Annotated in this window: 29 protein-coding genes; 23 read left to right on the plus strand and 6 right to left on the minus strand. The window is 71.4% G+C overall.

What is annotated here, in order from left to right; all coding sequences use genetic code 11:
* Nucleotides 1-7: 7 nt before the first annotated feature.
* From AERO9AM_RS07320 to AERO9AM_RS07335, 4 genes are read left to right on the plus strand one after another with little or no spacing between them, the layout of a single operon-like run.
* A complete protein-coding gene (locus AERO9AM_RS07320) occupies nt 8-214 on the plus strand; it encodes a hypothetical protein (protein ID WP_159575547.1) in 207 nt (68 codons plus the stop codon).
* A 7-nt stretch (nt 215-221) separates the two neighbouring features.
* Complete coding sequence (locus AERO9AM_RS07325; RefSeq protein ID WP_159575548.1) at nt 222-638, plus strand: TadE/TadG family type IV pilus assembly protein; 417 nt, start codon at nt 222-224, stop codon at nt 636-638.
* A 22-nt stretch (nt 639-660) separates the two neighbouring features.
* On the plus strand, nt 661-1125 hold the full coding sequence (locus tag AERO9AM_RS07330) for a TadE family protein (RefSeq protein WP_159575549.1): 465 nt from the start codon (nt 661-663) through the stop codon (nt 1123-1125).
* Entirely contained in the window at nt 1122-1598 is a 477-nt protein-coding gene (locus tag AERO9AM_RS07335) for a pilus assembly protein TadG-related protein (protein ID WP_236602525.1), read from the plus strand. The genes AERO9AM_RS07330 and AERO9AM_RS07335 overlap by 4 nt, the downstream gene beginning before the upstream one ends.
* Before the next feature lie 69 nt (nt 1599-1667).
* Here AERO9AM_RS07335 and AERO9AM_RS07340 read toward each other — a convergent pair whose 3' ends face one another.
* Together AERO9AM_RS07340 and AERO9AM_RS07345 are read right to left on the minus strand one after the other, a co-directional pair.
* Complete coding sequence (locus AERO9AM_RS07340; RefSeq protein ID WP_159575550.1) at nt 1668-3164, minus strand: diacylglycerol kinase family protein; 1497 nt, start codon at nt 3162-3164, stop codon at nt 1668-1670.
* Nucleotides 3165-3240: 76 nt separating this feature from the next.
* Nucleotides 3241-4491, minus strand: a complete 1251-nt coding sequence (locus AERO9AM_RS07345; protein WP_159577427.1) for an MFS transporter — start codon at nt 4489-4491, stop codon at nt 3241-3243.
* Nucleotides 4492-4519: 28 nt separating this feature from the next.
* Here AERO9AM_RS07345 and prfB point away from each other — a divergent pair, with 28 nt between their 5' ends.
* From prfB to smpB, 5 genes are all read left to right on the plus strand, one after another.
* Entirely contained in the window at nt 4520-5632 is a 1113-nt protein-coding gene (gene prfB / locus AERO9AM_RS07350; RefSeq protein WP_159575551.1) for a peptide chain release factor 2, read from the plus strand.
* A 98-nt stretch (nt 5633-5730) separates the two neighbouring features.
* On the plus strand, nt 5731-6357 hold the full coding sequence (locus AERO9AM_RS07355) for a C40 family peptidase (RefSeq protein WP_159575552.1): 627 nt from the start codon (nt 5731-5733) through the stop codon (nt 6355-6357).
* Between the two features lie 91 nt (nt 6358-6448).
* Nucleotides 6449-7429, plus strand: a complete 981-nt coding sequence (gene ftsE / locus AERO9AM_RS07360) for a cell division ATP-binding protein FtsE (protein WP_159575553.1) — start codon at nt 6449-6451, stop codon at nt 7427-7429.
* Entirely contained in the window at nt 7426-8340 is a 915-nt protein-coding gene (ftsX, locus tag AERO9AM_RS07365; protein WP_159575554.1) for a permease-like cell division protein FtsX, read from the plus strand. Before ftsE ends, ftsX begins: the two co-directional genes overlap by 4 nt.
* A 51-nt stretch (nt 8341-8391) precedes the next feature.
* The gene (smpB, locus tag AERO9AM_RS07370) at nt 8392-8868 is read left to right on the plus strand and encodes an SsrA-binding protein SmpB (RefSeq protein ID WP_159575555.1); all 477 of its coding nucleotides are present in this window, start codon (nt 8392-8394) and stop codon (nt 8866-8868) included.
* A 15-nt stretch (nt 8869-8883) separates the two neighbouring features.
* Here the strand turns inward: smpB and AERO9AM_RS07375 are convergent, their stop codons facing one another.
* The gene (locus tag AERO9AM_RS07375; protein WP_159575556.1) at nt 8884-10782 is read right to left on the minus strand and encodes a S9 family peptidase; all 1899 of its coding nucleotides are present in this window, start codon (nt 10780-10782) and stop codon (nt 8884-8886) included.
* 104 nt (nt 10783-10886) lie between these two features.
* Here AERO9AM_RS07375 and AERO9AM_RS07380 point away from each other — a divergent pair, with 104 nt between their 5' ends.
* Both AERO9AM_RS07380 and metE read left to right on the plus strand, forming a co-directional pair.
* Nucleotides 10887-11891 carry a methylenetetrahydrofolate reductase gene (locus AERO9AM_RS07380; RefSeq protein WP_159575557.1) on the plus strand — a complete coding sequence of 335 codons (1005 nt, stop codon included), beginning with the start codon at nt 10887-10889 and terminating at the stop codon, nt 11889-11891.
* A gap of 35 nt (nt 11892-11926) precedes the next feature.
* Complete coding sequence (gene metE / locus AERO9AM_RS07385; protein WP_159575558.1) at nt 11927-14248, plus strand: 5-methyltetrahydropteroyltriglutamate--homocysteine S-methyltransferase; 2322 nt, start codon at nt 11927-11929, stop codon at nt 14246-14248.
* Between the two features lie 76 nt (nt 14249-14324).
* Here the strand turns inward: metE and AERO9AM_RS07390 are convergent, their stop codons facing one another.
* On the minus strand, nt 14325-16166 hold the full coding sequence (locus tag AERO9AM_RS07390; RefSeq protein WP_159575559.1) for a flavin-containing monooxygenase: 1842 nt from the start codon (nt 16164-16166) through the stop codon (nt 14325-14327).
* A gap of 90 nt (nt 16167-16256) precedes the next feature.
* On the opposite strand from AERO9AM_RS07390, the gene AERO9AM_RS07395 reads away from it, so the two are divergent.
* Nucleotides 16257-17438 (plus strand): GAF domain-containing protein, encoded by a 1182-nt coding sequence (locus AERO9AM_RS07395; RefSeq protein WP_159575560.1) that lies wholly within the window; start codon nt 16257-16259, stop codon nt 17436-17438.
* Nucleotides 17439-17444: 6 nt separating this feature from the next.
* On the opposite strand, the gene lexA is transcribed toward AERO9AM_RS07395, so the two are convergent.
* A complete protein-coding gene (lexA, locus tag AERO9AM_RS07400) occupies nt 17445-18131 on the minus strand; it encodes a transcriptional repressor LexA (RefSeq protein ID WP_159575561.1) in 687 nt (228 codons plus the stop codon).
* Nucleotides 18132-18454: 323 nt separating this feature from the next.
* Between lexA and AERO9AM_RS07405 the strand changes: the two genes are divergently transcribed.
* From AERO9AM_RS07405 to AERO9AM_RS07430, 6 genes are all read left to right on the plus strand, one after another.
* Entirely contained in the window at nt 18455-18811 is a 357-nt protein-coding gene (locus AERO9AM_RS07405) for a LysM peptidoglycan-binding domain-containing protein (protein ID WP_159575562.1), read from the plus strand.
* Nucleotides 18812-19006: 195 nt separating this feature from the next.
* On the plus strand, nt 19007-20092 hold the full coding sequence (locus tag AERO9AM_RS07410) for a histidinol-phosphate transaminase (RefSeq protein WP_159575563.1): 1086 nt from the start codon (nt 19007-19009) through the stop codon (nt 20090-20092).
* Nucleotides 20089-20691 (plus strand): imidazoleglycerol-phosphate dehydratase HisB, encoded by a 603-nt coding sequence (hisB, locus tag AERO9AM_RS07415; RefSeq protein WP_159575564.1) that lies wholly within the window; start codon nt 20089-20091, stop codon nt 20689-20691. Before AERO9AM_RS07410 ends, hisB begins: the two co-directional genes overlap by 4 nt.
* Entirely contained in the window at nt 20688-21338 is a 651-nt protein-coding gene (hisH, locus tag AERO9AM_RS07420; RefSeq protein ID WP_159575565.1) for an imidazole glycerol phosphate synthase subunit HisH, read from the plus strand. Before hisB ends, hisH begins: the two co-directional genes overlap by 4 nt.
* Before the next feature lie 112 nt (nt 21339-21450).
* On the plus strand, nt 21451-22197 hold the full coding sequence (gene priA, locus AERO9AM_RS07425; protein WP_159575566.1) for a bifunctional 1-(5-phosphoribosyl)-5-((5-phosphoribosylamino)methylideneamino)imidazole-4-carboxamide isomerase/phosphoribosylanthranilate isomerase PriA: 747 nt from the start codon (nt 21451-21453) through the stop codon (nt 22195-22197).
* A complete protein-coding gene (locus AERO9AM_RS07430; RefSeq protein WP_159575567.1) occupies nt 22181-22987 on the plus strand; it encodes an SseB family protein in 807 nt (268 codons plus the stop codon). Before priA ends, AERO9AM_RS07430 begins: the two co-directional genes overlap by 17 nt.
* 16 nt (nt 22988-23003) lie before the next feature.
* On the opposite strand, the gene AERO9AM_RS07435 is transcribed toward AERO9AM_RS07430, so the two are convergent.
* On the minus strand, nt 23004-23390 hold the full coding sequence (locus AERO9AM_RS07435) for a DUF1844 domain-containing protein (RefSeq protein WP_201298601.1): 387 nt from the start codon (nt 23388-23390) through the stop codon (nt 23004-23006).
* Nucleotides 23391-23695: 305 nt separating this feature from the next.
* Here AERO9AM_RS07435 and infC point away from each other — a divergent pair, with 305 nt between their 5' ends.
* The 5 genes from infC to AERO9AM_RS07460 all read left to right on the plus strand — a co-directional run bounded on the left by infC (nt 23696) and on the right by AERO9AM_RS07460 (nt 26552).
* Nucleotides 23696-24277 (plus strand): translation initiation factor IF-3, encoded by a 582-nt coding sequence (gene infC, locus AERO9AM_RS07440; protein WP_442923277.1) that lies wholly within the window; start codon nt 23696-23698, stop codon nt 24275-24277.
* A gap of 88 nt (nt 24278-24365) precedes the next feature.
* Nucleotides 24366-24560: a 50S ribosomal protein L35 gene (rpmI, locus tag AERO9AM_RS07445; protein WP_159575568.1), complete on the plus strand. Its 195-nt coding sequence runs from the start codon at nt 24366-24368 to the stop codon at nt 24558-24560.
* A gap of 31 nt (nt 24561-24591) precedes the next feature.
* Entirely contained in the window at nt 24592-24978 is a 387-nt protein-coding gene (gene rplT, locus AERO9AM_RS07450; protein WP_045249837.1) for a 50S ribosomal protein L20, read from the plus strand.
* 82 nt (nt 24979-25060) lie between these two features.
* Nucleotides 25061-25861 carry a TrmH family RNA methyltransferase gene (locus AERO9AM_RS07455; RefSeq protein ID WP_159575569.1) on the plus strand — a complete coding sequence of 267 codons (801 nt, stop codon included), beginning with the start codon at nt 25061-25063 and terminating at the stop codon, nt 25859-25861.
* Nucleotides 25862-25883: 22 nt separating this feature from the next.
* Nucleotides 25884-26552 carry a response regulator transcription factor gene (locus AERO9AM_RS07460; RefSeq protein ID WP_159575570.1) on the plus strand — a complete coding sequence of 223 codons (669 nt, stop codon included), beginning with the start codon at nt 25884-25886 and terminating at the stop codon, nt 26550-26552.
* Nucleotides 26553-26555 lie beyond the last annotated feature (3 nt).

Here is a 26555-nt window from a genome sequence, read left to right on the forward strand (position 1 = left end):
GAATCCCATGTCTGCAGATCGCGCATCCGTGCACTTCACTCGCCCGGATCCGCTGACCGTCGCCCCATCCGATGATCCGGAGCGGGGTGACGTTCCCGGCTGGGTGCTGATCACGTTGATGACGGCAGGGCTTGTCGTGCTGATCTGGGCCGTGGCCGGTCCTGCGCTCACGAACCTGTTCGAGCAGGCGATCGCACGCGTGAGCGGACTCTGACCGCACCATGAGCGTCGGAAGGCGAGGTGTCGACGTGCTCGGCGACGACCGGGGATCCAGCCCCGTCGAGTTCGTGCTCGTCGGTGCGCTGCTGACTGCGCTCACCCTGGCCGTGCTGCAGTTCGCGCTCGCCGTGTACGTGCGCAACGTGGTGCACGACGCCGCCGTCGAAGGTGCGCACGTCGCAGCGCTCGCCGATACCGACCCGGGTGAGGGCGTGCAGCGCACCGCCCTCGTCATCGGTCGTGCCATCGGCGCGGAGTACGCGCGCGATGTCAGCGTGCGCGAGACGGCGGCGCTGGGTGTGCCCACCATGGAGGTGACGGTGCGCACGACGCTCCCGCTCATCGGCCTGCTCGGGGTGCCGTCGGGGCTGGAGGTGACCGGCCGTGCTCCTGTGGAGTCGTTCACCGAAGCCGGCTGATGCGCCAGGCGCGGAGGGCGGAGTGCCAAGCGGCCCGCCGCGGGCGCGCCTGCTCGCCGACGAGGACGGATCCGCCGCCCTGGAGTTCATCGGGCTCGGGGTGATCCTCCTGGTCCCGCTGGTGTACCTCGTGCTCGCGCTCGGGGCGATCCAAGGGCAGCTGCTCGGCGCGGAGTCCGCGGCTCGGCACGCGGCTCGCACCATGAGCGCCGCCTCGGACGGCGCGGAGGCCATGGCCCGCGCCGATGCGGCGGTGCGGTCGGCGATCGAGGAATACGGCATGGATGCGGCCGCCGTCGACGTCGACATCCGGTGCGCGCCGGCCGCGGTCGCGTGCCCCTCCGCGGGGGCGACGGTGGTCGTCACCGTCACGGCGAGGGTCGCACTGCCGCTCGTCCCTCCCGTGCTCGGCCTGGACCGGATCGGGACGGTCCCCGTGCAGGCGGCGTCGGCGTACAAGGTCTCGCGCACGTGGACGGGCGGATGAGCGCCGCGGGCCTGCGCCGGCCGGAGTCCCGGCTCTGTCTCGGGCGACCCGACTCCGGCGGAGGCCCGTTCGGCGACGAGCGGGGGAGCACGATGCCGCTGATCCTCGGATACCTCGTGCTCGCGATCGCCCTCATCTACGTGTGCGTCTGCGCCACCGACCTGTACATCGCCCAGAAGCGCCTCGACTCGGTGGCCGATGCGGCGGCGCTCGCCGGAGCGGACGGCTTCCGGCTGCAGGTCGACGGTGCGGCGATCCGTGCGGAGCTCGAGGACGCCGCGATCGCCGAGCAGGCGACAGCGGTGATCGGCGTGCTCGCCGACGGCACGGAACTGGTGTCCGCGGGCAGCCCCGACGGTCTCTCCGCCCGCGTGACCGTGCGGACGACGTGGACGCCTCCGCTGCTCAGCGAGCTGCTGCCGCCGATGGTGACGATCCAGTCGACCGGCACGAGCCGCACCGCACTGGAGTGACGGCGCCCGCGCCGGTGCTCGCGGCACGCCGGTGCTGACAGGGCCCGCCCCTGCGTCCGTGATGCGCGTTCACCCGCCGTGGGGCGTCCGGTAGACGGTCAGCGCCCGTCGGACGGCGCGGATCCGCAGCCGATCGCTCGGCTCGCCGACCTCGCCGTCGCGCGTAACGCGCTCCGGGCCCTGGGGGAGGGTGATCTCGAGCTCCGGGGCGGAGACCTCGTGGTACTGCTTCACCCTGGCCAGCTGCCCGGTGAGCGTCGCCAGCAGCACGACGAAGCGCGACCACCGGGTGGACACGTCCAGGATCCTCAGGTCCAGGAGCCCGTCCTGAAGGTCTTCGCGCACGCTCGGCGCGAAGCCGCGCGGCTGGTACTGGCCGTTCCCGATGAAGAGCAGGCTCGACTCGCGGGTCCTGCCATCGACGGTCACCGTGATCGCGCGATCCTTGTGCATGGTGCGCCACCCGGCGACGAGTGCGGCGAGCGGCTTGCCGATCCGCTTCTCGAGGCGCTCCCGGATGCGCACGAAATCGGTGTAAGCGCCGACGCTCGCGGTGTTGAGGAAGATCCTGTCGTTCAGGTAGGCGACATCCACCGTCGTCGCGCTGCCGCGCTGGATCGCCCGCACGGTGCGACTCGCGCGCTCGGCGCCGACGGCGCGGGCGAAGTGGTTGAACGTTCCGGCCGGGAACACCGCGAGCGGGATACCGCGGTCGATGGCCGCCTCGGCGGCCGCCGCGATGGTGCCGTCGCCGCCGGCGACCGCGAGGACCTCGGCCCCGGCGGCGGCGCGTCGCATCACGGCGTGCACATCGTCCGACCCCTGCAGCTCGAGGATCCTCATCCTGGGCAGGGCCCGGCGCAGGCTCCGGGTGAGGGCCGCACCCCGACCGCTGTGCGCCGCCGGGTTGACCACGAGCACGACGCCCTCGCCGCGAGGACGCGGGGACAGCTGGTCCAGTTCCCGCGGTGCGGGCGCGGCCGGGGGCGGGACGGGCGGCACGAGCCGCCGGCCGATCGCCGCCACGGTGCCGCCGAGGACGAAGCCGGCCGCGACGTCGGACGGATAGTGCGCCCCGGTCGCGACCCGGGAGAACCCGACGAGCCCCGCGAGCACGCCCAGCGGCACCGCGGCGGCGGGCAGCTCCGCGGAGACCGCTGCCGCGAAGGCCGCCGCACTCGCGGAGTGCCCGCTCGGGAAGGAGGAGGACAGCGGGGCGCGGCGGGAGAGTCTGAGCAGCGGGATGAGGTCTCGGATCGGCCGCTGGCGGTGGTGCAGGCGCTTGGCGAGCTGGTTCGCGATGAGGCTGGTCGCGCCGAGCGTGACCACGCCGCGCAGGGCGCCGCGGCGGGCGCGGCTGCGGCCGGTGAGGTACATCCCGCCGGCGATGACGAGCCAGAGCACCGAGTGGTCCGCGGCATTGGTCAGCCTCGGCATCCACCGGTCCAGAATCGGGCTCGGCGTCGACGCGACCGCCGAGAACACCGCCGCGTCCAGCGCGTGGATCTGCTCGCGGGCGCTCGCCGCGCCGGCGCGGATCCGCCGCGGGTTCCTCCTGGGTGCCATCGAGTACCTCCTCCCTCTCACGCTAGCGAAGGCGCCGCAGAGCACAGACCGCCCTTGCGGCGAGGAGCCACGACCGCTAACGCCGCGGCACGAACCGTGGGATGAAGCGCAGGAACCCGATCGCGCCCAGGATCCCGATCGCTCCCATGACGGCCGCACCGATCGCGAGCGAGCTCAGAGCTGCGATGCCGGAGAAGAGCAGGGGAGCGACGGCGCCGCCCGCATCGGTCAGGGTGCGCCAGGACCCGAGGAACGCCGCCGGCTCCGACTGCGGCGCGACGTCCGCACCGAGCGTGAGCAGGATGCCGCTGGACAGCCCGTTGCCGACGCCGAGCACGGCGGCGATCATGCCGAACCACAGCACCTTGGTGTCGGCGTCGTGCGTGAGTGACAGCGTGAGGAAGCCCAGGCCCATGAGCACCATCGCGGGCAGCGCCGCCCACAGCCGCCCGAACCGGTCCATCACCTGGCCGCTCGCATAGAACAGGGCGAAGTCGATCGCCCCGGACACACCCACCACGAGCGCGATCGACGAGGCGTCCAGCCCGATCGACACACCCCACAGCGGCAGCACCACCTGCCGCGCCGAGCGCACGGCCGAGAGGCTTGCTGCGGCGAGCCCCAGGCGCGAGAGCACCCCGCGGTTGCGCCACATGGTGCGGAAGACGCCCGCGCGCTCGACCGTGGGGATCGAGCCGCTCACCGCCTCGCCGGTGTCCTCGGGCTCCGCGGGCTCACGGTCCGCAGCGGCGGCCTGCGCCTCCGGATCCGGGCCGAACAGCACGAGCAGGACCAGCGCGACCAGGCACACCGCGAAGAACCACAGCGCGGCGTTCTCGGTGTGGAACAGGCCGAGCAGCGCCGCCGCGAGGAACGGCCCCACGAACATGCCCGCGCGGAAGGATCCGCCGAGGAGGGACAGCGCACGGGCGCGGAACTCGAGGGGCACACGGGTCGTCATGAACGCGTGCCGGGCGAGTCCGAACGCCGCCGCCGACATGCCGACCACGAACACGGCGATCGTGAACACCACGAGGCTCGGGGCGAGCGCTCCCGCCGCGACTCCGACCAGCGAGAGCACGCCGGCGATCACCATCGTGTGCCGTTCACCGACCCGAGAGACGAGCCAGCCCGCGGGGATGTTGCCGCACAGCTGCCCCACCACGAGCGCAGAGGCGATGAGGCCGGCCGAGGCGAGCGTCGCCCCGCGGTTCGCCGCGATCACCGGGATCAGCGGCACCACCGCGCCCTCGCCGAGCGAGAACAGCAGCGTGGGCAGGTACACCATCGGACCGAACTTCCACAGCACCGCCGACGCTCGAACCATCACGGCTCCACGCTAGTCTGGTAGCGCCATGCTCGAACTTGATCTCTCCGCCGAAATCGCGGCCCTCCGTCAGACCTTCGGCGACATCCGCGAGGTCGTCGACGTCGCCTCCCTCCGTGCCGACATCGAACGCCTCAGCGAGGAGGCCGGTGCGCCGGACCTCTGGGACGACCCCGAGAAGGCGCAGAAGGTGACCAGTGCGCTCAGCCACCGCCAGGCCGAGCTCAAGCGCGTCACCGAGGTGGAGCAGCGTCTCGACGATCTCGAGGTGCTCGTCGATCTCGCCAACGAGATGGAGGACGAGGATTCGGCGGCAGAGGCGCGCGCCGAGCTCGCCTCGCTCACCGAGACCATCAACCAGCTCGAGGTGCAGACCCTGCTCGACGGCGAGTACGACGAGCGCGCCGCGATCGTCACGATCCGCTCCGGCGCGGGCGGGGACGACGCGACCGACTTCGCCGAGATGCTGCTGCGCATGTACCTGCGCTGGGCCGAGCGGCACAAGTACCCGGTCAAGGTCATGGACACGTCCTACGCCGAGGGCGCGGGCATCAAGTCCACCACGTTCGAGGTCGACGCCCCGTACGCCTTCGGCACGCTCTCGGTCGAGGCAGGCACCCACCGCCTCGCCCGGATCAGCCCGTTCGGCTCGGCCGACAAGCGCCAGACGTCCTTCGCCGCGGTCGAGGTCATCCCGCTCATGGAGGAGGCGACCGAGGTCGACATCCCCGAGGGCGACATCCGCGTCGACGTCTTCCGCTCCTCGGGCCCCGGTGGCCAGTCGGTCAACACGACCGACTCCGCGGTGCGCATCACCCACCTGCCGACCGGCATCGTCGTCTCGATGCAGAACGAGAAGTCGCAGATCCAGAACCGCGCCGCCGCCATGCGCGTCCTGCAGACCCGCCTGCTGCTGCTGCAGAAGGAGGAGGAGGCCGCCAAGAAGAAGGAGCTCGCCGGGAACATCACCGCGAGCTGGGGCGACCAGATGCGCTCCTACTTCCTCTACGGCCAGCAGCTCGTGAAGGACCTGCGCACCGGCTACGAGTCCGGCAACCCGTCGACCGTCTTCGACGGCGATCTCGACGGCTTCATCTCGGCGGGGATCCGCTGGCGCAAGCGCAAGGATGACGACGACTGAGTGAGCTCGGGCGCGCCGCCGCTCAGGGGCTTCCCAGTGAGCTCGGGCGGGATTGCCCGTAAGGTGGTCTCCCGATGACTGTGACACGGAGATTCCCGATGACTGTGACACGGAAGACGGCGGCCGGCTGCGCCATCGCGGCCCTGATCGTGCCGCTCGCGGCGACGGCGGCGTTCGCCTTCCCGTCGGTGGACGCGGCGGCTCCCCGCCGGGCGGTGTCTCTCGTCGTGGACCCGCAGAGCTACACGGTCGCATCGGCCGCGCAGGAGCCCGTCACCGCTCGCGCAGCCTTCGAGGTGTACACACCGCCGGCCCCCGCGCCGGTGGCGGATCCGGCGCCCGCCGCGGCAGCCACCGTGCCGGCCGCCGGCCCGCAGTCCTACTCGGGGGAGGCCGTCGTCGCGTTCGCGGAGACCTTCGTCGGCGTGGTGCCCTACGGCTGGGGGAACGACCCCAGTGACTCGTTCGGCTGTGACGGTCTGACCCAGTACGTGTTCGGCCACTTCGGCATCAGCCTGCCCCGGGGCGCGGACAACCAGGCCGCGCTCGGCACCGTGATCTCGGCGGACGAGGCTCGCGCCGGGGATCTCGTGTGGTGGCCCGGACGGCACATCGGCATCTGGGACGGCGCCGGAGGCATCATCGACTCTCCCGACTGGGGGCGCTACGTCGAGCACCACGCTCCCTGGGCGAGCTCGGGCCCGCCGATCTTCGTCCGGCTCTGAGAGCCGTCCCAGCGACCTCATAGCCGGGAACCCGCCGCGGTGGGGTGTCGCTCGCCCGCAGCGGGCAGCGCCCGCTTAGGCTCGACACGCCATGATCCGATTCGAGAACGTCACCAAGCGCTATCGCGGCACCAAGCGTCCCGCGCTCTCCGGGGTCGATTTCGAGGTGCAGCGAGGCGAGTTCGTCTTCCTCGTCGGCGCGTCGGGATCCGGGAAGAGCTCCTGCCTCCAGCTCATCCTCCGGGAGGAGTCGCCCACGTCCGGCCGCGTCGCCGTGCTCGGGCGTGACCTGAAGTCCATCGCGAACCGCAAGGTCCCCTACTTCCGTCGCAGCATCGGATCCGTCTTCCAGGACTTCCGTCTGCTGCCCTCGAAGACCGTCTACCAGAACGTCGCCTTCACCCTGCAGGTCACCGGCGCCTCGCGCGGGTTCATCCAGCAGGCGGTGCCGGAGGCTCTGGCACTCGTCGGCCTCAGCGGCAAGGAGAAGCGTCTCCCGCACGAGCTCTCCGGCGGTGAGCAGCAGCGCGTGGCGATCGCTCGGGCGATCGTGAACCGCCCGCAGATCGTGCTCGCCGACGAGCCCACCGGAAACCTCGACCCGGGAACCTCGGTGGACATCATGCAGCTGCTGGCACGCATCAACGCCGGCGGGACCACCGTGGTCATGGCCACCCACGAGGCCGCGTTCGTCGACCAGATGCAGCGCCGGGTGATCGAGTTGCGCGACGGCGAGATGGTGCGCGACGAGGTCGGCGGCGGCTACGGCGACACGTCGAACGTTCCGCGCCTCGAGCCCGAGGCCATCCGCGGCGCCGCCGCCACCGCCGCACTGCAGACCGTGCGTGAGGTGCACCGCGAGACCGAGGCCGCCATCGCGGAGCCGATCCCGGCGCCCGCTCCCGTCGAGGAGCAGCGCACCCCGGCGCCGCCGACCGTCAAGCCCGCCGACGACCCGCGTCCGCCGACGCATCAGATCACGGTCCCCGCGATCGATGTGGCCGAGCTCGGAGTGGCCGACCGGCTGGGGCTGGCAGAACGCGACGACGAGGAAGTGGGGCCGACGTCATGAGGTTCGGACTCATCCTCGGCGAGGCGCTGACGGGCCTGCGCCGCAACGCCTCCATGGTCATCTCGGTCGTGCTCGTGACGTTCGTGTCGCTGACGTTCGTGGGCGCAGCGATCCTCATGCAGGCGCAGATCGGCACGATGCGCGCCTACTGGCAGGACCGCGCGCAGGTCGCGATCTACATGTGCTCCTCGGTCTCCACCTCGCCGGGCTGCGTCGGCGGCGTCGCGACGGACGACCAGATCAAGGCCGTGCAGGCCGAGCTCGACGGAGCCACCCTCAAGCCGCTGATCAGCAAGAGCACCTTCCAGACGGCCGACGAGGCGTACCAGGAGACGCTGAAGCTCGTCGGCAAGGACTACGCGGGCGTGCTCACGCCCGACCAGGTCAACGCCGTCTTCAAGGTCAACCTGAAGGATCAGACGCAGTCCGCCGTCATCGCGGAGGCCTTCCACGACGTCAAGGGCGTGGACGAGGTGAAGGATCAGCTCGAATACCTGGATCCCCTCTTCAACGCGCTCACCGTCGCCACCTACATCGCGGTCGGCATCGCCGTGCTCATGCTCATCGCCGCAGTGCTGCTGATCGGCACCACGATCCGGCTCTCCGCGTACGCGCGACGGCGGGAGATCGGGATCATGCGCCTGGTCGGCGCCTCGAACCGCTTCATCCAGACGCCGTTCGTGCTCGAGGGCGTGTTCGCAGCGGTGATCGGATCCGTGCTCGCCAGCGCCGCCGTGCTGCTCGGCGTGCATTTCGGCGTGCAGGAGTACCTGACCAAGCGGGTGGGGTTCATCACCACGTGGGTGGGCCTGGACGACGCGCTGCTCGTGGTGCCCGTGCTCATCGGCATCGGCGTGGTCCTCGCCGCGCTCAGCGCCGGGTTCGCGATCCGCCGCTGGCTGCGTGCCTGATAGGCTGACAGGCTGTCGTGCGCCCGCACGGCGCAGAATCAGGAGATCGCCATGCCCAGGGAACGCGGGGAGAAGGTCGTCGCGACCAATCGTCGCGCACGTCACGACTACAACCTCGAGAAGTCGTACGAGGCGGGACTCGTGCTCACGGGCACGGAGGTGAAGTCGCTGCGCCAGGGGCGCGCGAACCTGACCGACGGATACGCGTACATCAAGGGCGGCGAGGCGTTCCTCGACGCCGTGCATATCCCGGAGTACTCCCAGGGGCACTGGACGAACCACTCGGCCAAGCGGATCCGCAAGCTCCTGCTGCACAAGGAGGAGATCGCGAAGCTCTCGCACGCCGTCTCCGCCGGCGGCTACACGCTGATCCCGCTCAAGCTGTACTTCTCCGACGGCCGCGCCAAGGTCGAGATCGCCCTGGCCAAGGGCAAGCGCGAGTACGACAAGCGGCAGGCCCTGCGCGAGCGCCAGGACTCCCGCGAGGCGGAGCGCGCCATGCGCACCCGCAACCGCCTCGGGGAGTGACTCTCCGGCGGGTGACTAGGGCGTCGGCTCGAACCCGAACACCTCGCCCAGGAAGCGCAGCTCCGCCTCCGCGGCCGCGATGATCGTCTCCGCCTGCCGGAACCCGTGGCCCTCCCCGGGGAACAGCAGGTAGTCGTGCCGCACGCCTCGTGCGGCGAGCGCGTCACGGATGGCCTCGGACTGCGACGGCGGGACGACGGCGTCGTCGGCGCCCTGCAGGATGAGCACGGGGACGTCGATGCGATCGGCGTGGGTGAGCGGCGAGCGGTCGATGTAGGTCTGCTCGGCCTCGGGCAGCGGCCCCACGAGACCGTCGAGGTAGTGGCGCTCGAAGTCGTGGGTCTCGGCAGCGAGCAGGCGCAGATCCGCGACGCCGTACCGGTCGATGCCCGCCGCGAACACCCCGCCGCGCACGAGCGCGGACAGCACGGTCCAGCCGCCGGCCGAGCCGCCGCGGATCGCGATGCGGCGGGGGTCGGCGATGCCGGCGTCGGCGAGGCCCTGCGCCGCGGCCAGGACGTCGTCCACGTCGACGACGCCCCACTCGCCGTCCAGGCGCTTGCGGTAGGCGCGGCCGTAGCCGGTGGATCCGCCGTAATTCACCTCGAGCACGCCGATGCCGCGGCTGGTGAAGTAGGTGATCCAGCCCGCCTGCGCGCCCGCCGCGTGCGCGGTAGGACCGCCGTGCACCTGCACGATGTACGGCGGCAGAGCGCCCGCGTCGGGGGTGACGTCGGGGTTCGCCGGCGCGTGGTCGAACGCGTGCACGGGGCCATGCGGGCCGTCGAACGTCACCGGGCGCGCGCCCGGCACCCAGGCCGGATCCACGGGGTCCCCTCCGCGGATCGCCCGCGCGGTGCCCGCGTCGATGTCCAGCTCCCAGAGGCCGGGGGTGACGCGTCGTCCCTGACCCGTGATCAGGACCCGGGATCCCCGGGAGTCCTCCAGACTGAGATCCGCGTCGAAGGGCACCTCGAGCTCGCGGATGACCGTGCCGTCGCGATCCAGCAGCGCGAGGGAATCCGAGCCGTTCGTGCGGACGGCGAGGATCCGGCCGTCGTCGAGGATCCGGAACCAGCGCTGGCCGAGCACCCACAGCCCGCCGCCGGTGTCGGCGTCGGCCGGCGCGAACTCGTCGCGGATCGCCGGACGGATCTGGTTCGAGGGCGCGGGACGATGATCGAGGCGCGCGCGGTGCAGGTTCCAGCGGCCGGTCGCGTCGTCCGCGAACAGCAGCTCCTCGTCGGAGAGCCACTCCGGCTGCAGCGCGGCCCGGGACGGGATGAGGCGATGCCCCCCGTCGAGGTCGGCGATGACGCCCGTCGCGTCGTCCCACGGCATGCGGTTCGCGGTCCATTCCACGAATGCGAGGCGCGATCCGTCCGGCGAGAGCGCAGGGTGCGCGAAGAACCCGCTGCCGGAGAGGATCCTGCGGATCGCGCCGTCGTCCTCGGCGGCGGTGCCGTCGACCGGGATCTCTACGATGGCGCGCTCGTGCGGATCCGGGCGCAGATCCTCCCGCACGGCGAACAGCCGCCCCTGCTGCAGGCGGAGCCCGCCGTACTGCGGCCCCGGAGCGGTGAGCGGCACGGGCGCGTCGGCGCCCTGTTCCCACCGGCGGACGCGCTGATCCTCGCCGTCGACGAAGTAGAGCGTGCCGTCGTCCGCGACCGTCCACGCGCCGCCGCCGTACTCGTGCACCCGGGAGCGTGCGCTCCACGGCGCCGGCAGCACCTCCTGCACGCTGTCGTCCGGGTCCAGCCGGAGCACGCGCATGCGGCCGCGCTCGTGCGGCACCGACTCGCTCCACCGGATCCCGTCCGCCGCATAGCGGGCGCCGTCGATCCGGATGCCGGCGGTGGCCAGGTCGGCGGCGGACAGCGGCGAGGGCCAGGAACCGTATGCAGCGCTCATGCTTCGAGCCTAGAAGAGCGCATGCCGACACATGGTGAAACACAGCATGCGCCGCCTGCCGGTGCCGCCTAGCGTGGGGGGACCGCCCCCGATGCAGGAGAGAGATGTCCTTCGACGTGCCGCCGTTCGCCCCGCACGGGGCTGTCGCGCCGCGCGTGCCGATCTCCTTCGAGCTGTACCCGCCGCGCACGCCCGCACCCGTCGAGGCGCTGCACGAGACGATCCAGCAGCTCGCGTCCGTGTCGCCGCGGTTCATCTCCGTGACCTACGGAGCCGGCGGATCCGTAGGCGGCCGGTCGCTGGAGGTGCTGCGCTACATCCGCGAGCACACCGCGGTCGAGCCGCTCGCGCACCTCACGTGCGTCGGCAGCACCTACGCGGGCGCGTCCCGGCTGATCCGGGAGTTCCTCGACGCCGGGATCCTGAGCTTCCTCGCCCTGCGCGGCGATCCGCCGCTGGGGGAGACCGAGCCGTTCCTCGGGGATCTGGAGAGCTCGGCGCAGCTGGTGCAGCTCATCGACCGGGCGCAGGCCGAGCGGGCGCCCTATCAGGAGCGGCCCATCCCGGGCGTCCCCGGAGCGGTGCAGGTGACGCCGCGCCGCAAGGTGAACATCGCCGTCGCCGCGTACCCGAACGGGCATCCGCGCTCGACCTACCGCAACCAGGACATCGACGCGCTGCTGGCCAAGCAAGCGGCCGGGGCGACGCTCGCGATCACCCAGCTCTTCTTCCACCCCGACGACTACTTCGCGTTCGTCGAGCGGGCGCGCCGTGCCGGGGTGACGATCCCGATCCTGCCCGGCATCATGCCGATCACCTCGCCCGCGCGACTGCGCCGCGTGCTGGAGCTCAGCGGTGAGGAGCTGCCCGCCGAGCTGTCCATCGCCCTCGAGGTCGAGCCCACGGCGGAGGGACGCACCGAGATCGGCGTCGCGCACGCCGCAGCGCTCGTCCGCGAGCTCGTCGAGGGCGGCGCACCCGGCGTGCACCTGTACGCGTTCAACCAGCACCGCACCGTGCTCGACGTACTCGACGAGGCAGGGGTGCTCGCACCGTCCGCCTCCTCCCGCATCGACCGGCCTTCCGCGATGCCCACTGTCCGGCGCTGAGCCGCAACTTCCCCCTTCTGTCAGAGAGGACCGTCATGACCGCATTCCCCGAGGGCACCGTCCTGGGCTACCCCCGCATCGGCCGCCGCCGCGAGCTGAAGAAGGCCGTCGAGGCGTTCTGGGCAGGCCGGATCGACGAGGCGGAGCTGGAGCGCACCGCCGCCGAGCTGCGTGCGACCACGCGCGAGCGCCTCGCCGCCCAGGGTCTGGGCCGCGACGACTCCGCCATCCCCGAGTCGTTCTCCTACTACGACCAGGTGCTCGACGCAGCCGTCACGGTGGGTGCGATCCCGGCCCGGTTCGAGGACCTCCGCGCCGAGGACGGCACGATCGGCCTGCCCGCGTACTTCACGATCGCGCGCGGTGAGGGCGAGCGCGCTCCGCTCGAGATGACCAAGTGGTTCGACACGAACTACCACTACCTCGTTCCCGAGATCGGTCCCGACACGGTCTTCTCGCTGTCCAGCGACCGCATCGTGCGTCAGGTGCAGGAGGCGGCTGAGGCCGGCTTCCGCACCCGCCCCGTGATCGTCGGTCCGGTCACCTTCCTCGCCCTCGCGAAGGCCGCCGACGAGGCGCCGGAGGGCTTCGACCCGCTGTCCCGCCTGGACGACCTCCTCCCGGTGTACACGGAGCTGCTCGGCGCGCTGAAGGCCGCGGGCGCCGAGTGGGTGCAGCTGGACGAGCCCGCGCTCGTGAGCGAGTCCCTGCCGGCGTCGGTGGCCGAGCTCGGCGATGCCGCGACGCGCGCCTACGCCGTCCTCGGCGGTCTGACCGAGCGTCCCGCGATCTTCGTCGCCGCTCCCTACGCGGCTCTCGACGCCAACCTCGCCGTGCTCGCCGCCGCTCCGATCGAGGCGATCGGCCTCGACCTCGTCCGCGGCGCGGTGCCCGCCGCGGTGCCCGGACTCGCGGACAAGGTGCTCGTGGGCGGCGTGATCGACGGCCACAACATCTGGCGCGGCGACCTGTCCGCAGCCTTCGACACGCTCGAGGCGCTGCGTGGCCTGGGCGCCGCCGGCGTGTCCGCCGCGACCTCGACCTCGCTGCAGCACGTGCCGCACGACGTCGAGGACGAGTCGAAGCTCGACGCACGCCTGGTGAGCTGGCTCGCGTTCGCCGACCAGAAGGTCGCCCAGGTCACCACCCTGGCCCGCGGACTCGCCGAGGGGCGCGCCGCCATCGCCGCCGAGCTCGACGCGGCCTCCGCTGCGCTCGCCGACCGCCTCAGCGCACCCGGCGTGCGCGTCGACGCCGTGCGCGCGCGCACCGCGGCGCTCACCGAGGCCGACTTCCAGCGCGGCGACTACGACGCCCGCGTGGCGGCCCAGTCCATCGCGCTGGACCTGCCGGCGCTGCCGCTCACGACGATCGGATCCTTCCCTCAGACCGGCGAGATCCGCCGCGCCCGCGCGCAGTTCACGAAGGGCGAGATCACGGCGGACGAGTACGACGGCTTCCTCCGCGACGAGATCGGCCGCGTCGTCGCGCTCCAGGAGGAGCTGGGCCTCGACGTCCTGGTGCACGGCGAGCCCGAGCGCAACGACATGGTGCAGTACTTCGCCGAGAACCTCGACGGCTTCGACGTCACGGAGAACGGCTGGGTGCAGTCCTACGGATCCCGCGCCACGCGTCCGTCCATCCTCTGGGGCGACGTCTCCCGTCCGGCGCCGATCACGGTCGCCTGGTCGCAGTATGCGCAGTCGCTCACCGCGAAGCCGATGAAGGGCATGCTGACCGGCCCGGTCACGATCCTCGCCTGGTCGTTCGTGCGCGACGACCAGCCGCTGGCGGAGACCGCGAACCAGGTGGCGCTGGCGCTGCGCGACGAGATCGCTGATCTCGAGGCCGCGGGCATCGGCGTCATCCAGGTGGACGAGCCCGCGCTGCGCGAGCTGCTCCCGCTGAAGAAGGCCGACCAGCCGGCGTACCTGGACTGGTCCGTGGCCTCGTTCCGCCTGTCCACGGCCGGGGCCGAGACCGCCACCCAGGTGCACACCCACCTCTGCTACTCGGAGTTCGGCGTGGTCATCGATGCGATCCGTGCGCTGGACGCCGACGTGACCTCGATCGAGGCCGCGCGCAGCCGCATGGAGGTCGTCGCCGACATCGCCGCGGCCGGGTTCGACCACGGGATCGGCCCTGGCGTCTACGACATCCACTCGCCGCGCGTGCCCGATGTCGCCGAGGTCGAGGCGCTCCTGCGCCGCGCCGTCGAGGAGATCCCCACGCGCCAGCTCTGGGTCAACCCCGACTGCGGTCTGAAGACCCGCGGCTACGAGGAGACGAACGCCTCGCTGCGCAACATCGTCGAGGCCACCCGCCGCGTCCGCGAGGACGTGTCGGTCGCGGTCTGACCGGTCCCTGAGCCCGTCGAAGGGCACGAGAGACGCCCTCCCGCATCCGGGAGGGCGTCTCTCGTTCGTACGGGCGTCACCCGCGGTGGTGCACCTCCTGCAGGGCGTGCACGGGCGTGTCCAGGCCCACCTGGCGCGCCTTGAGCTGCAGCGCCAGATACAGCGAGTAATGCCGAGACTGGTGCAGGTTTCCGCCGTGGAACCACAGGTTGGGCTGCTGCGTCGGCTTCCACATGTTGCGCTGCTCTCCCTCCCACGGGCCGGGATCCTTTGTCGTGTCGGATCCGAGGCCCCAGCACTTGCCGACGCGATCGGCCACCTCCTGGCTGATCAGATCCGCCGCCCAGCCGTTCATGGATCCGTAGCCGGTCGCGTACACGACCAGGTCGGCGGGCAGCACCGTGCCGTCCTTCAGGACCACCGCGTCCTCGGTGAGGTGGTCGACGTCGCCTTTGGCGAGTTTGACCTCGCCGTCCGCGACGAGCTCGGCCGCGCCCACGTCGATGTAGTAGCCGGAGCCGCGGCGCAGGTACTTCATGAACAGACCGGATCCGTCGTCTCCCCAGTCAAGGTCGAAGCCCGCCGCCTCGAGCCGGTCGTAGAAGTCGCGGTCGCGCTCCTTCATGCGCTCGTAGAGCGGGATCTGGAACTCGTGCATGATGCGGTAGGGGAGCGAGGCGAAGATGAGGTCGGCCTTCTCGGTCGTGACCCCCGCGGCGAGTGCACGCTCCGAGTACAGGTCGCCGAGGCCGATGTCCATGAGCGTGTCGCTCTTCACGATGTGCGTGGAGGAGCGCTGCACCATGGTGACGTCGGCGCCGTGCTCCCACAGGGCGCCGCAGATGTCGAACGCGGAGTTGTTGCTGCCGATGATCACGCAGCGCTTGCCCGCGTACGCGTCGGGTCCGGGATGCTGCGAGGAGTGCTGCTGCTCGCCGCGGAACACGTCCTGTCCCTCGAACCGGGGGATGTTCGGCTTGCCGGACATGCCGGTGGCGAGCACGAGCTGGGTAGGGTGCAGCGTGAGCGACTGCCCGTCGCGCTCCACCTCCACGGTCCAGGTGTCCGACGCGTCATCGAAGGCCGCGCGGGTCGCGACGGTCTTCGACCAGTACGGCACCTCCATCGTCTTCACGTACGCCTCCAGCCAGTCGCCCACCTTGTCCTTCGGAGCGAAGACGGGCCAGTTCTCGGGGAACTTGATGTAGGGGAGGTGGTCGTACCAGACCGGGTCGTGCAGGCACAGCGACTTGTACCGGCCCCGCCACTGATCGCCCGGGCGCGGGTGCTTGTCCACGACGAGCGCCGGGACGCCGAGCTGACGCAGCCGGGCGCCGAGCGCGATGCCGCCCTGCCCGCCGCCGATCACGAGCACGTAGGGCTGGGTGTCGACGCCGAGGGACGCCTCCTCCGCCTGGCGCCGTTCCAGCCAGGTGACGCGATCCCGCCGGGCGCCGTGCTCGGCCCCCATCGGGCGGCGCTCGCGCAGCGGCTCCTCGTGCCCGGTCAGCTCGAAGAGAGTGGTGAGCAGCGTCCACGCCTTGGGACCGTCTTCGTCGATGAGGCGCACCAGGCCGCGGCCCCGTCCGACCGCGGTGGAGAACTCGAACCACGCGGTGGTGACGCCGTCCGCCGTCTCCGCGGGCTCCGTCAGGCGGAAGTCATGGGGGTCCGTGCGATCCAGCGTCGCCGTGAGGAGTTCTGTGACGCCGTCGCGGTTCTCGGTGGTCGTGATGTTCCAGGTGAAGGACACCAGATCCCGCCAGAAGCTGGTCGTCGCGAAGAGGTCGGCGGCCGCGGCGATGTCACGCGCGGCGAGCGCCTCCTCGAACGCGGCGAACCAGGCGGCGGCGGGATCCAGATCCGTGAGGGCAGGGGCGGCCGGCGACACTGCGGGCCGTTCATCGAGCTGAGTCATGGTGACAGCACACGCCCGCTGGAACCCGGTGGTGAAGCGTTGCACGATGTTGCAATCGGACGCAGCGTTCGGCGCGCTACGCTCCCGGTCATGGCGATGACGCCCGACCTGGCCGACCTGGCGCGCAGTCTCGTGCGCGTGCACGACGCGGTGCTGTCGGGTGCGGCCCCGCCGGAGCGCCCGCGGGAGCTGGTGGCGCGCTCATGGCGGCGTGCGCTCGAGTTCGGCGTCGACCCGGAAGGGCGGGGGCGGCGCGACCCGCTCGGTCCGGCCGAGGTCGAGGCGCGCCGGCGGGACTCTCGGCTCGCGCTCGTGCTGGACGATCTCCGCGCCCCGCTGCTGGCGGCCGCGGATGCCTCCTCGTACCTCGTGGTCGTCACGGACGCCGATGGCGTCGTGCTCTGGCGCAGCGGCTCGGCCCGGGTGAAGCACCAGGCGGACGCGCTGGGCTTCACCGAGGGCGCGGTGTGGACCGAGGACGCCGTGGGGACGAACGCCATCGGCACGGCGCTGGCCGAGGCGGCTCCCGTGCAGCTGTTCTCGGCCGAGCACTTCGAGAACGCGCAGGTGCCGTGGTACTGCTCGGCGGCGCCGATCCACGACCCGATCGACGGCCGCCTGCTCGGCGTCGTCGACGTGAGCGGCCCTGCGCTGACCCTGCATCCCGCGATCCGGGCCCTCGTGAGCGCTTCGGCGTCCCTGGCGGAGGCACGCCTGTGGCGCCGGCACGGCGAGCACCTGGAGCGGCTGCGCACCGCGGTGCAGCCGCTGCTGGCCGCGGCGAACGAGCCCGTGCTCGTCGTCGACGACCACGGCTGGGTCGCCGTGCAGCGCGGGGTGAGCGTCGGGTCTCGGATCGACGCGCCGCGGGCCGACCGCGCGATCGCTCTGCCGGGTCTCGGCCTGTGCGTGCCGGAGCCGGTGAACGGAGGGTGGATCGTGCGGCCGCGCGGCGCCTCAGGGACCGTCCGTGCGACCCTGGACCTCACGGCGCCGCAGCCCGTACTGGAGGTGTGGTCGGCGCAGTCGTCCTGGCGGACCGCCCTCGGCGCGCGCCCGGCTGCCGTGCTGGCGGCGATCGCCGAGCACGGTCGGGCCGGGGTGTCGGCGGAACGGCTCAGCCGGATCGTGTACGGCGACGCGGGGCACCAGGTCACGGTGCGGGCCGAGATCTCGCGGATGAAGCGATCCCTCGGCGCGCTGATCACGGCGAGCCCCTACGCGATCGCCGACGGGGTCGTCCTCACCGTGTCGCGTCCCGGGCCCGCGTAGGCGCGCTCAGACGGCGCGCAGGACCGCGACGACCTTGCCGAGCACCGTGGCGTCGTCGCCGAGGATGGGCTCGAACGCGCTGTTGCGGGGGAGCAGCCAGACGTGGCCGTCGCGACGGCGGAACGTCTTCACGGTCGCCTCGCCGTCGAGCATCGCCGCGACGATCTCGCCGTTCTCGGCCGTGCCCTGCGAGCGGACGACGACCCAGTCGCCGTCGCAGATGGCTGCGTCGATCATCGACTCGCCGGAGACCTTGAGCATGAACAGGTCGCCCTTGCCCACCAGCTGGCGGGGCAGCGGGAAGATCTCCTCGACCTGCTGCTCGGCCGTGATCGGCACTCCCGCGGCGATGCGACCGACCAGCGGCACCAGCGCCGCGTCGCCGACGGCGGGTGCGGCATCGGCCGGGTTCTCCGCGGACATGCCGGGCAGGTCGATCAGCACCTCCATGGCGCGGGTCTTGCCCGGGTCGCGGCGCAGGTAGCCGCTCAGCTCGAGCTGGCCGAGCTGGTGGGTCACGCTGCTCAGGGACTTCAGGCCGACGGCGTCGCCGATCTCGCGCATGCTCGGCGGATAGCCGTGCCGGGCGATCGAGGTCTGGATGACCTCGAGGATCGCCATCTGCTTCGCACTGAGGCTCTTGCGGCGCCGCGTCCGCGGGGCCTCGGAGCCGGGGGTCGCGCCGTCGCTCATGCCATCTCCTTCGTGTGCGTCGTGCCGTCTCGGATCCGTTCGATCCCGCCCGTTCCGCGGGCGGCGGTTCGAATGTCGGTGGTCCGTGATGGGGTCTCGGTATCGAAACCGTATCCGAGATCGGGGCGGAATCGGTAGATCTGTTCGAGCGTGTCGGCGAAGTCGGCGAAGCCAATTTCGAAGAATGCTTGACAGATGTTCGAACTCGAAAGTAGTTTCGGAACGTAGGTTCGCCTCTCCAGAGGCCCGGAGCCTCGGATCCTCACACAGAGGGCCGGGGATCCGGGGAGAGGCGGACCCGCACCACACAGAGGAGAAGCACCATGAGCAGCATCACCTTCGCCGGTCCGGTCCCCGCCACGCGACTGCGGATCACCGCGCGCGGACGGCGCGTGCTGGCGGCGCTGGTCGCGCTGCCGGTGGCCGCCGCCATCGCCTTCGCGGTCCTCAGCGGCGGCTCGGCTCTCGCATCGGGGCAGCACACCGCCGGCGCGTCCTTCGCGACCGTCACGGTGCAGCCCGGCGACACGCTGTGGTCGATCGCGGGTGAGGTCGCGCCGGACGCGGATCCGCGCGACGTCGTCGCCGAGATCTCGAAGCTCAACCTGATCGACGGCGGCGTGATCGAGGTCGGCCAGCACCTCGCGATCCCGGCGCAGTATGGCGCAACCGGACGCTGATCGGTGCTTCGACGGAGCTCAGCAACCGTGCTTCGACGGAGCTCAGCAACCGTGCTTCGACGGAGCTCAGCAACCGTGCTTCGACGGAGCTCAGCAACCGTGCTTCGACGGAGCTCAGCAACCGTGCTTCGACGGAGCTCAGCAACCGCCGACAACTGTGCCGGGCCTCACAGCCGCGCCGCCTAGCATGGCAGGGTGACTGTCTCGCTCGATGACTTACCCCTTCGCGACGATCTCCGCGGGCTGCGCCCGTACGGTGCCCCGCAGGCGCCGCTGCCGGTCGCGCTCAACGTGAACGAGAACACCCATCCGGTGCCCGAGCAGGTGGCGAGCGACATCCTCGACGAGGTCGCCGTCGCGCTGCGCGATGTGAACCGCTACCCGGACCGGGAGTTCACGGAGCTCCGCACGGCGTTCGCCGAGTATCTCGGCCACGACCTGCAGGCGGCGAACATCTGGGCGGGCAACGGCTCCAACGAGGTTCTGCAGCACATCCTGCAGGCGTTCGCCGGGCCGGGGCGCACCGTCTTCGGGTTCGCCCCGACGTACTCGATGTATCCGCTGCTCGCGCAGGGGACGGGCGCGACCTGGATCGCGGGCACCCGGCACCCGGATTACGAGATCACCGTCGAGGAGGCGGTCGCCCAGGTGCGGCAGCACGACCCCGACGTGATCCTGCTGTGCGCGCCGAACAACCCCACCGGCACGCCGCTCCCGCTCGAGGTGATCGAAGCGGTGTACGACGCCGCGAGGGGGATCGTCATCGTCGACGAGGCGTACCAGGAGTTCGCTCCGAAGGACTCCCCGTCGGCGCTCACGCTGCTCGATGGACGTCCGCGGCTCGCCGTGTCGCGCACGATGAGCAAGGCGTTCGCCTTCGCCGGCGCGCGGGTCGGCTATCTCGCGGCGGATCCCGCGTTCATCGACGCGCTCCGCCTGGTGCGCCTGCCGTACCACCTCAGCGCGCTCACGCAGGCTGCGGCCCTCGCGGCGCTGCGCAACGCGCCGATGATGCTGGCGATGGTCGACGAGATCGTGGCGCAGCGGGACCGCATCACCGCGACGCTCGAGGCGCTCGGCTACACGCCGCACCGCTCCTGGTCGAACTTCGTGCTGTTCGGCGGGGTCGCCGACCCGGCAGCCACCTGGCGCGCCCTCTACGACAAGGGCGTGCTGATCCGCGACGTCGGCATTCCGAACCACCTCCGCGTCACGGCCGGCACAGAGGCGGAGACCACTGCATTCCTGGACGCGCTCGCCTCGATAGGATCGCCCTCATGACCGCTCGCACCTCCCGCCGCACCCGCTCGACGTCCGAGTCGACGATCGAGCTCGAGCTGAACCTCGACGGGACCGGTCAGAGCCACATCGACACCTCGGTGCCGTTCTTCGACCACCTCCTCACGGCGTTCGCGAAGCACTCGCTGACGGACCTCACCGTGCGCGCCTCCGGCGACACCCACATCGACGCCCACCACACCGTGGAGGACGTCGCGATCGTGCTGGGTCAGGCGATCCGCGAGGCCCTCGGCGACAAGAGCGGCATCTCCCGGTACGGCGACGCCCTGGTTCCGCTGGACGAGGCTCTCGTGCAGGCCGTCGTCGACATCTCCGGGCGCCCGTACCTCGTGCACGAGGGGGAGCCGGCCGGCTACGAGCATCACCTCATCGGCGGCCACTTCACCGGATCCCTGGTGCGGCACGTGTTCGAGGCGATCGCCTACAACGCCGCGCTCACGGTGCACGTGCGCGTGATCAGTGGCCGCGACCCGCACCACATCGCCGAGGCCGAGTTCAAGGCGTTCGCGCGCGCGTTCCGCCAGGCGAAGGCGCTCGACCCGCTGGTGGTCGGGGTGCCGTCGACCAAGGGGGCGCTGTGACCGCGCCCGCCGAGGGGCGCCGCCCCACCGTCGCCGTCTTCGACTACGGCTCCGGCAACGTGCACTCGGCCGTGAAGGCGCTGATCCGTGCGGGCGCCGATGCGGAGCTCACCGGCGACCGCACCGCCGCGCTCGAGGCGGACGGTCTCGTCGTGCCCGGCGTGGGGGCGTTCGCCGCCGTCCGCGAGGCCCTCGCCGCGCACGGCGGCGACGAGATCATCGAGCGCCGCCTCGCCGGCGGTCGTCCTGTGCTGGGCATCTGCGTCGGCATGCAGGTGCTGTTCGCGGGCGGGGTGGAGCGCGGTGCCGAGGTCGACGGACTCGGCGAGTGGCCGGGCATCGTCACCGAGCTGGACGCCCCCGTGCTGCCGCACATGGGATGGAACACCGTCGAGCCCGACGAGGGCAGCGTGCTGTTCCGCGGCATCGAGCGGGAGCGGTTCTACTTCGTGCACTCGTTCGCGGCGCAGTCATGGGAGCTCGACGTCATCCCTCCGTTCCCGCAGCCGAAGCTGACCTGGGCCGAGCACGGCTCCCGCTTCCTCGCGGCGGTCGAGAACGGCCCGCTCTCGGCCACCCAGTTCCACCCGGAGAAGTCCGGGGACGCCGGCATCCAGCTGCTGCGCAACTGGATCTCCACGCTCTGAAACGCCCGTGCCGAGCGTCGGCGGGGGATTGGTGCCCCGCCGACGCCCGGACTACTCTCTTCTCTCGTGCCGCGCCCGCAGCGGGCCGGCGCATCGTGACCCGAAGGACGACATGAACGAGTTCGCGCAGTCCCCCTCCCTCACCCTGCTCCCGGCCGTCGACGTGGCCGGCGGACAGGCCGTGCGCCTGACCCAGGGCGAGGCCGGCAGCGAGACCAGCTACGGCGACCCGATCGACGCCGCCGCCGAGTGGGTGGACCAGGGCGCCGAGTGGATCCACCTGGTCGACCTCGACGCCGCCTTCGGACGCGGCAGCAACGCGCCCATCCTGCGGCGCGTCATCAAGCAGTTCCGCAGCGTCAACGTCGAGCTGAGCGGCGGGATCCGGGACGACGCGAGCCTCGAGGCGGCGATGGAGTCGGGCGCGGCCCGGATCAACCTCGGCACCGCGGCGCTGGAGAACCCCGAGTGGGCCGCCGACGTCATCGCCCGCTACGGCGACGCCGTGGCGGTGGGGCTCGACGTGCGCGGCACGACGCTCGCCGCCCGCGGCTGGACCAAGGACGGCGGCGACCTCTGGACGGTGCTGGACCGCCTCGAGGACGCCGGCTGCAGCCGCTACGTGGTCACCGACGTCACCAAGGACGGCACCCTCAAGGGACCGAACCTCGACCTGCTCCGCGGGATCACGGCGCGCACGCCGAAGCCCGTGGTCGCGTCGGGCGGCATCGCCAGCCTCGACGACATCGCGGCTCTCCGCGAGCTCGTGCCGCTGGGCGTCGAGGGTGCGATCGTCGGCAAGGCGCTGTACGCGGGCGCGTTCACCCTGGCCGAGGCGCTGGATGTCGCCGGATCCTGACCACTCGCCCGAGGCCTGCGATCACGGCGGAGCCGCGAACACCGCGGACTCCGCCGGCGTCCCCTGGGCCGGGCGCTCGTTCCAGGAGAACACCCGTGCCGGGGACGACGGATCCGCAGACCCGGCGCTCTGGGATGCGCTGACGCGCTTCCGCGCAGGTCAGGGCTCGCAGGTCGAGGTGGTCGACGCGTTCCGCGCCGCCCGCGTGCTCGTGCCGCTCGTCGCCGAGAAGGGCGAGGAGGGCGTCGCCCCGTCCGGGCTTGCCGTGGACAAGACCCAGGAGCTCTCGCTGGTGACGGTCGCCGCGCCCGACGGGCGCACCGTGCAGCCGGCGTTCACGAGCGTGGACACCATGCGGGCCTGGGATCCCGTCGCCCGTCCCATCCCCGTCGAGGCGGCGCGGGTCGCCCTGTCGGCCTCTGCAGGAGACGCCGAGCTGATCGTGCTGGATCCCGGATCCGACACCGAGTTCGTGCTGCGCCGTCCCGCGGTCTGGGCCGTCGCGCAGGGCCAGCGCTGGGAGCCCAGCTTCCTCTCGCCCGAGGTCTACGCCGGCCTTCAGGAGAGCGTCGGCAGCGAGCTCGCCGTCATCGACGTGGAGGTCTCTGCGGGTGATCCGGACGCGCGTCTGCGCGGCCCCGAGCTGGTCGTCACCCTCGAACTCGTGCAGGGCATGGACCGCGAGACGCTCGACGCCGTGCTGGGGCGACTGGCCCAGCGCTGGGCGGGCGACGACCGCATCGCCGTGCTGGTCGACTCGCTCACGGTGCGCCTGCGCGCCAGCGCCTGACGACGTCGGCTCGGGGTCAGCTGACCGGACCGGTCCACTTCTCGCCCGGGCCCTGGCCGATCGGGTCGGGGATGACGGACGCCTCGCGGAACGCCAACTGCACCGAGCGCAGGCCGTCGCGCAGGGAGCGCGCGTGCATGTCGCTGATCTCGGGGGCGGCGGCGGTGATCAGGCCTGCGAGGGCGTTGATGAGCTTGCGCGCCTCGTCGAGGTCCTTCTGCGTCTCCGGGTCGTCGGCGAGGCCCACCTTGACGGCGGCCGCGCTGAGCAGGTGCACCGCCGCGGTCGTGATGACCTCGACGGCCGCGACGTCGGCGATGTCGCGGGCGGCGCCGGAGACGTCGGGGGAGGTCGCGGAGGTGGGGGAGACGTGCTCGTGGCCGTCGGGTGCGGGAGTGCTCACTGTGCCGGCTTTCCGAAGGTCTTGCCTTCTGATAGACTCTTGCGGGCTCCGGGGCTTATGTCCCGGCACGAAAGAGGATTCACTTCCCACCCGCGCTTGCCGCTCAAGGCTACCGGGTCCAGCACTCCGCCGATTCACATCGGTAGCCGTCATGCAGCGCGAGCCGTGCGACGGTCAGGGTGCCGCCGACGTCTGAGTGTCGGCGGGTGGGACGATTCCGATTTCGCCCGTGATCCGTCCGGATCACGGTGGCCGAAACCATCGTCTAAGGAGTCCGCATCAGCGATCCCCGCACCAATGAGCGCATCCGCGTCCCCGAGGTCCGCCTCGTCGGTCCCGCGGGTGAGCAGATCGGCGTCGTCCGCATCGAGGCGGCGCTGCGTCTTGCGCAGGAAGCCGACCTCGATCTCGTCGAGGTCGCCCCGAACTCGAAGCCTCCCGTGGTCAAGATCATGGACTACGGCAAGTTCAAGTACGAGGCCGCGCAGAAGGCGAAGGAAGCTCGCCGCAACCAGGCGAACACCGTCCTGAAGGAGGTGCGCTTCCGTCTGAAGATCGAGGCGCACGACTACACGACCAAGCTCAAGCGCGCCGAGGGCTTCCTCAAGTCCGGCGACAAGGTGAAGGCCATGATCCTGTTCCGCGGCCGCGAGCAGTCCCGTCCCGAGCAGGGCGTGCGGCTCCTCCGCAAGTTCGCCGAGGACGTCGCCGAGTTCGGCACGGTGGAGTCGAACCCCACCATCGACGGACGCAACATGGTCATGGTGATCGCCCCGCTGAAGAACAAGTCCGAGGCGAAGGCCGAGCAGAACGCGGTCCGTGCGGCGAACAAGCAGGCCGCACGCGACGCGAAGGCGCCCAGCGCGCCGGCCGAACCGGCTGAGTGATCCCCGGATCCCGAAGCCCACACAGACCTCCCGCAGCATGCGGGCAGAACCCTGTCGCCCAGCTGGGCGCCATACGAAGGAAGAGAAGATGCCGAAGCAGAAGACCCACTCGGGTGCCAAGAAGCGCTTCAAGATCACCGGCAGCGGCAAGCTGAAGAAGCAGCAGGCCGGGATGCGCCACAACCTCGAGCTGAAGTCGAGCCGTCGCACCCGCCGTCTCAACGAGGACCAGGTGCTGTCGAAGGCAGACACCAAGGTCGCCAAGAAGCTCCTCGGTCGCTGACGCGCCGAACGCACGATAGGAACACACGAAAATGGCTAGAGTCAAGCGCGCCGTCAACGCTCAGAAGAAGCGCCGCGTCATCCTCGAGCGCGCCTCGGGTTACCGTGGCCAGCGCTCGCGTCTGTACCGCAAGGCGAAGGAGCAGGTCACCCACTCCCTCGTCTACGCGTACCGCGACCGCCGCAAGCGCAAGGGCGACTTCCGTCGTCTGTGGATCCAGCGCATCAACGCCGCTGCCCGCCAGAACGGCATCACGTACAACCGCTTCATCCAGGGCCTCGGTCTCGCCGGCGTCCAGGTCGACCGCCGCATGCTCGCCGAGCTCGCGGTGAACGAGCCGGCGACCTTCGCCGCGCTGGTCGAGACGGCCCGCAAGGCTCTGCCGGCGGACGTCAACGCGCCCAAGTCGGCTGCGTAAGCAGGTTCCCGAGCCCGTCGAGGGCTGCGAAGGGGCGTCGTCCTTGCGGACGGCGCCCCTTCGCGTTCCCTAGACTGTGAGCGTGCTGGAGAACCCCCGATCCCCGCGCGTGCGCGCCGTCGCCAAGCTCACCAAGCGCAGTGCCCGCACCGAGACCGGCCTGTTCCTCCTGGAGGGACCGCAGGCCGTCCGTGAGGCGCTGTCCTACCGGCCCGACGCGATCGTCGAGCTGTTCGCGACGCCCACCGCCTGGGACAAGCACACCGACCTGCGCCACGCCGCTGCCGACGCCGACGTGCACCTGGAGTACGTCACCGAGTTCGTGCTCGCCGCGATGGCCGACACGGTCACTCCGCAGGGGGTCGTTGCCGTCGCCCGGCAGACGCCCACCTCGGTGCGCGACATCTTCGCCGCCTCGCCGCGGCTCGTCGCGATCTGCGAGGAGGTGCGCGACCCGGGCAACCTCGGCACGATCATCCGCGCCGCCGACGCCACCGGGGCCGACGCCGTCGTGCTCACCGGTCGCACCGTCGACCTGTACAACCCGAAGGTCGTGCGCTCCACCACCGGATCCCTGTTCCACCTGCCCGTGTCGGTCGGGGGCGATCTGGCCGACGTCGTCGCGCGCGCCCACGAGGCGGGACTGCAGGTGGTCGCCGCCGATGTGAAGGGCGATGATCTGCTGGCGGCACGGGCGGAGGGCGTGCTCGCCCAGCCCACCGCCTGGCTGTTCGGCAACGAAGCGCGGGGGCTCGAGGACGAGGCGCTGGGCCTCGCAGACCGCGCGCTGCGGCTGCCCATCTTCGGGCGGGCCGAGTCGCTGAACCTGGCGACCGCCGCCAGCGTGTGCCTGTACGAGAGCGCGTTCGCGCAGCGCGCCTAGCGGCAGGAGACCCGCGGCCGGTATGAAGATCCTCATCGTCGAAGACGACGAACGCGTGGCCGACGCCCTCTCCGGGTTCCTCGGGCGCGCCGGGTACGCGGTCGAGAGAGCCGGCGACGGACGTGCCGCGCTCGAGATGCTGGGCAGCGACACCGAGGCGGTGATCCTGGACCTCGGCCTTCCGGACATCGACGGGATCGAGCTGTGCCGGCGGATCCGAGCGATCAGCGGCGTGCCCATCCTCATCGCCACCGCCCGCAGCCAGGTGCACGAGCGGATCCGCGGTCTCCGCGCCGGTGCGGACGACTTCCTGGTGAAGCCGTACGACGTGCAGGAGCTGCTCGCCCGGATCGAGGCGGTGACCCGCCGCGCCCAGGCGATCCCGGGCGAGGTCGGCCCGGTCGGCATCGACATCGACGGAGTGCGCATCGACCTCGTCGCGCGCAGGGTGCTGGTCGACGGCGAACCGGTGGAGCTTACGCGCAAGGAGTTCGACATCGTCGCCGTGCTGGCGCGATACCCCGGGGTGGCGGTGCCTCGGGACCGGCTCATCCGCGAGGTGTGGAACACGGACTGGCAGAGCTTCGCGCGCTCGCTCGAGGTGCACGTCGCCTCGATCCGCCGCAAGATCGGTCGCCCCGCGCTCATCGAGACGGTGCGCGGCGTCGGATACCGCCTGACGGGACTCTGAACC

Source organism: Microbacterium sp. 8M (genome assembly GCF_902506375.1).
Taxonomy (GTDB): domain Bacteria; phylum Actinomycetota; class Actinomycetes; order Actinomycetales; family Microbacteriaceae; genus Microbacterium.

Bases quoted from the DNA above. Each gene is read 5' to 3' on its own strand.
- prfB (WP_159575551.1), top strand. From the start codon at position 4,520: ATGCTCGAACTTGATCTCTCCGCCGAAATCGCGGCCCTCCGTCAGACC.
- priA (WP_159575566.1), top strand. From the start codon at position 21,451: ATGAACGAGTTCGCGCAGTCCCCCTCCCTCACCCTGCTCCCGGCCGTC.
- hisB (WP_159575564.1), top strand. From the start codon at position 20,089: ATGACCGCTCGCACCTCCCGCCGCACCCGCTCGACGTCCGAGTCGACG.
- AERO9AM_RS07390 (WP_159575559.1), bottom strand. From the start codon at position 16,166: ATGACTCAGCTCGATGAACGGCCCGCAGTGTCGCCGGCCGCCCCTGCC.
- AERO9AM_RS07345 (WP_159577427.1), bottom strand. From the start codon at position 4,491: ATGGTTCGAGCGTCGGCGGTGCTGTGGAAGTTCGGTCCGATGGTGTAC.
- AERO9AM_RS07405 (WP_159575562.1), top strand. From the start codon at position 18,455: ATGAGCAGCATCACCTTCGCCGGTCCGGTCCCCGCCACGCGACTGCGG.
- metE (WP_159575558.1), top strand. From the start codon at position 11,927: ATGACCGCATTCCCCGAGGGCACCGTCCTGGGCTACCCCCGCATCGGC.
- AERO9AM_RS07380 (WP_159575557.1), top strand. From the start codon at position 10,887: ATGTCCTTCGACGTGCCGCCGTTCGCCCCGCACGGGGCTGTCGCGCCG.
- ftsE (WP_159575553.1), top strand. From the start codon at position 6,449: ATGATCCGATTCGAGAACGTCACCAAGCGCTATCGCGGCACCAAGCGT.
- AERO9AM_RS07355 (WP_159575552.1), top strand. From the start codon at position 5,731: ATGACTGTGACACGGAAGACGGCGGCCGGCTGCGCCATCGCGGCCCTG.
- rplT (WP_045249837.1), top strand. From the start codon at position 24,592: ATGGCTAGAGTCAAGCGCGCCGTCAACGCTCAGAAGAAGCGCCGCGTC.
- AERO9AM_RS07375 (WP_159575556.1), bottom strand. From the start codon at position 10,782: ATGAGCGCTGCATACGGTTCCTGGCCCTCGCCGCTGTCCGCCGCCGAC.
- rpmI (WP_159575568.1), top strand. From the start codon at position 24,366: ATGCCGAAGCAGAAGACCCACTCGGGTGCCAAGAAGCGCTTCAAGATC.
- AERO9AM_RS07430 (WP_159575567.1), top strand. From the start codon at position 22,181: ATGTCGCCGGATCCTGACCACTCGCCCGAGGCCTGCGATCACGGCGGA.
- AERO9AM_RS07460 (WP_159575570.1), top strand. From the start codon at position 25,884: ATGAAGATCCTCATCGTCGAAGACGACGAACGCGTGGCCGACGCCCTC.
- AERO9AM_RS07395 (WP_159575560.1), top strand. From the start codon at position 16,257: ATGGCGATGACGCCCGACCTGGCCGACCTGGCGCGCAGTCTCGTGCGC.
- ftsX (WP_159575554.1), top strand. From the start codon at position 7,426: ATGAGGTTCGGACTCATCCTCGGCGAGGCGCTGACGGGCCTGCGCCGC.
- AERO9AM_RS07335 (WP_236602525.1), top strand. From the start codon at position 1,122: ATGAGCGCCGCGGGCCTGCGCCGGCCGGAGTCCCGGCTCTGTCTCGGG.
- AERO9AM_RS07320 (WP_159575547.1), top strand. From the start codon at position 8: ATGTCTGCAGATCGCGCATCCGTGCACTTCACTCGCCCGGATCCGCTG.
- lexA (WP_159575561.1), bottom strand. From the start codon at position 18,131: ATGAGCGACGGCGCGACCCCCGGCTCCGAGGCCCCGCGGACGCGGCGC.
- AERO9AM_RS07325 (WP_159575548.1), top strand. From the start codon at position 222: ATGAGCGTCGGAAGGCGAGGTGTCGACGTGCTCGGCGACGACCGGGGA.
- AERO9AM_RS07340 (WP_159575550.1), bottom strand. From the start codon at position 3,164: ATGGCACCCAGGAGGAACCCGCGGCGGATCCGCGCCGGCGCGGCGAGC.
- smpB (WP_159575555.1), top strand. From the start codon at position 8,392: ATGCCCAGGGAACGCGGGGAGAAGGTCGTCGCGACCAATCGTCGCGCA.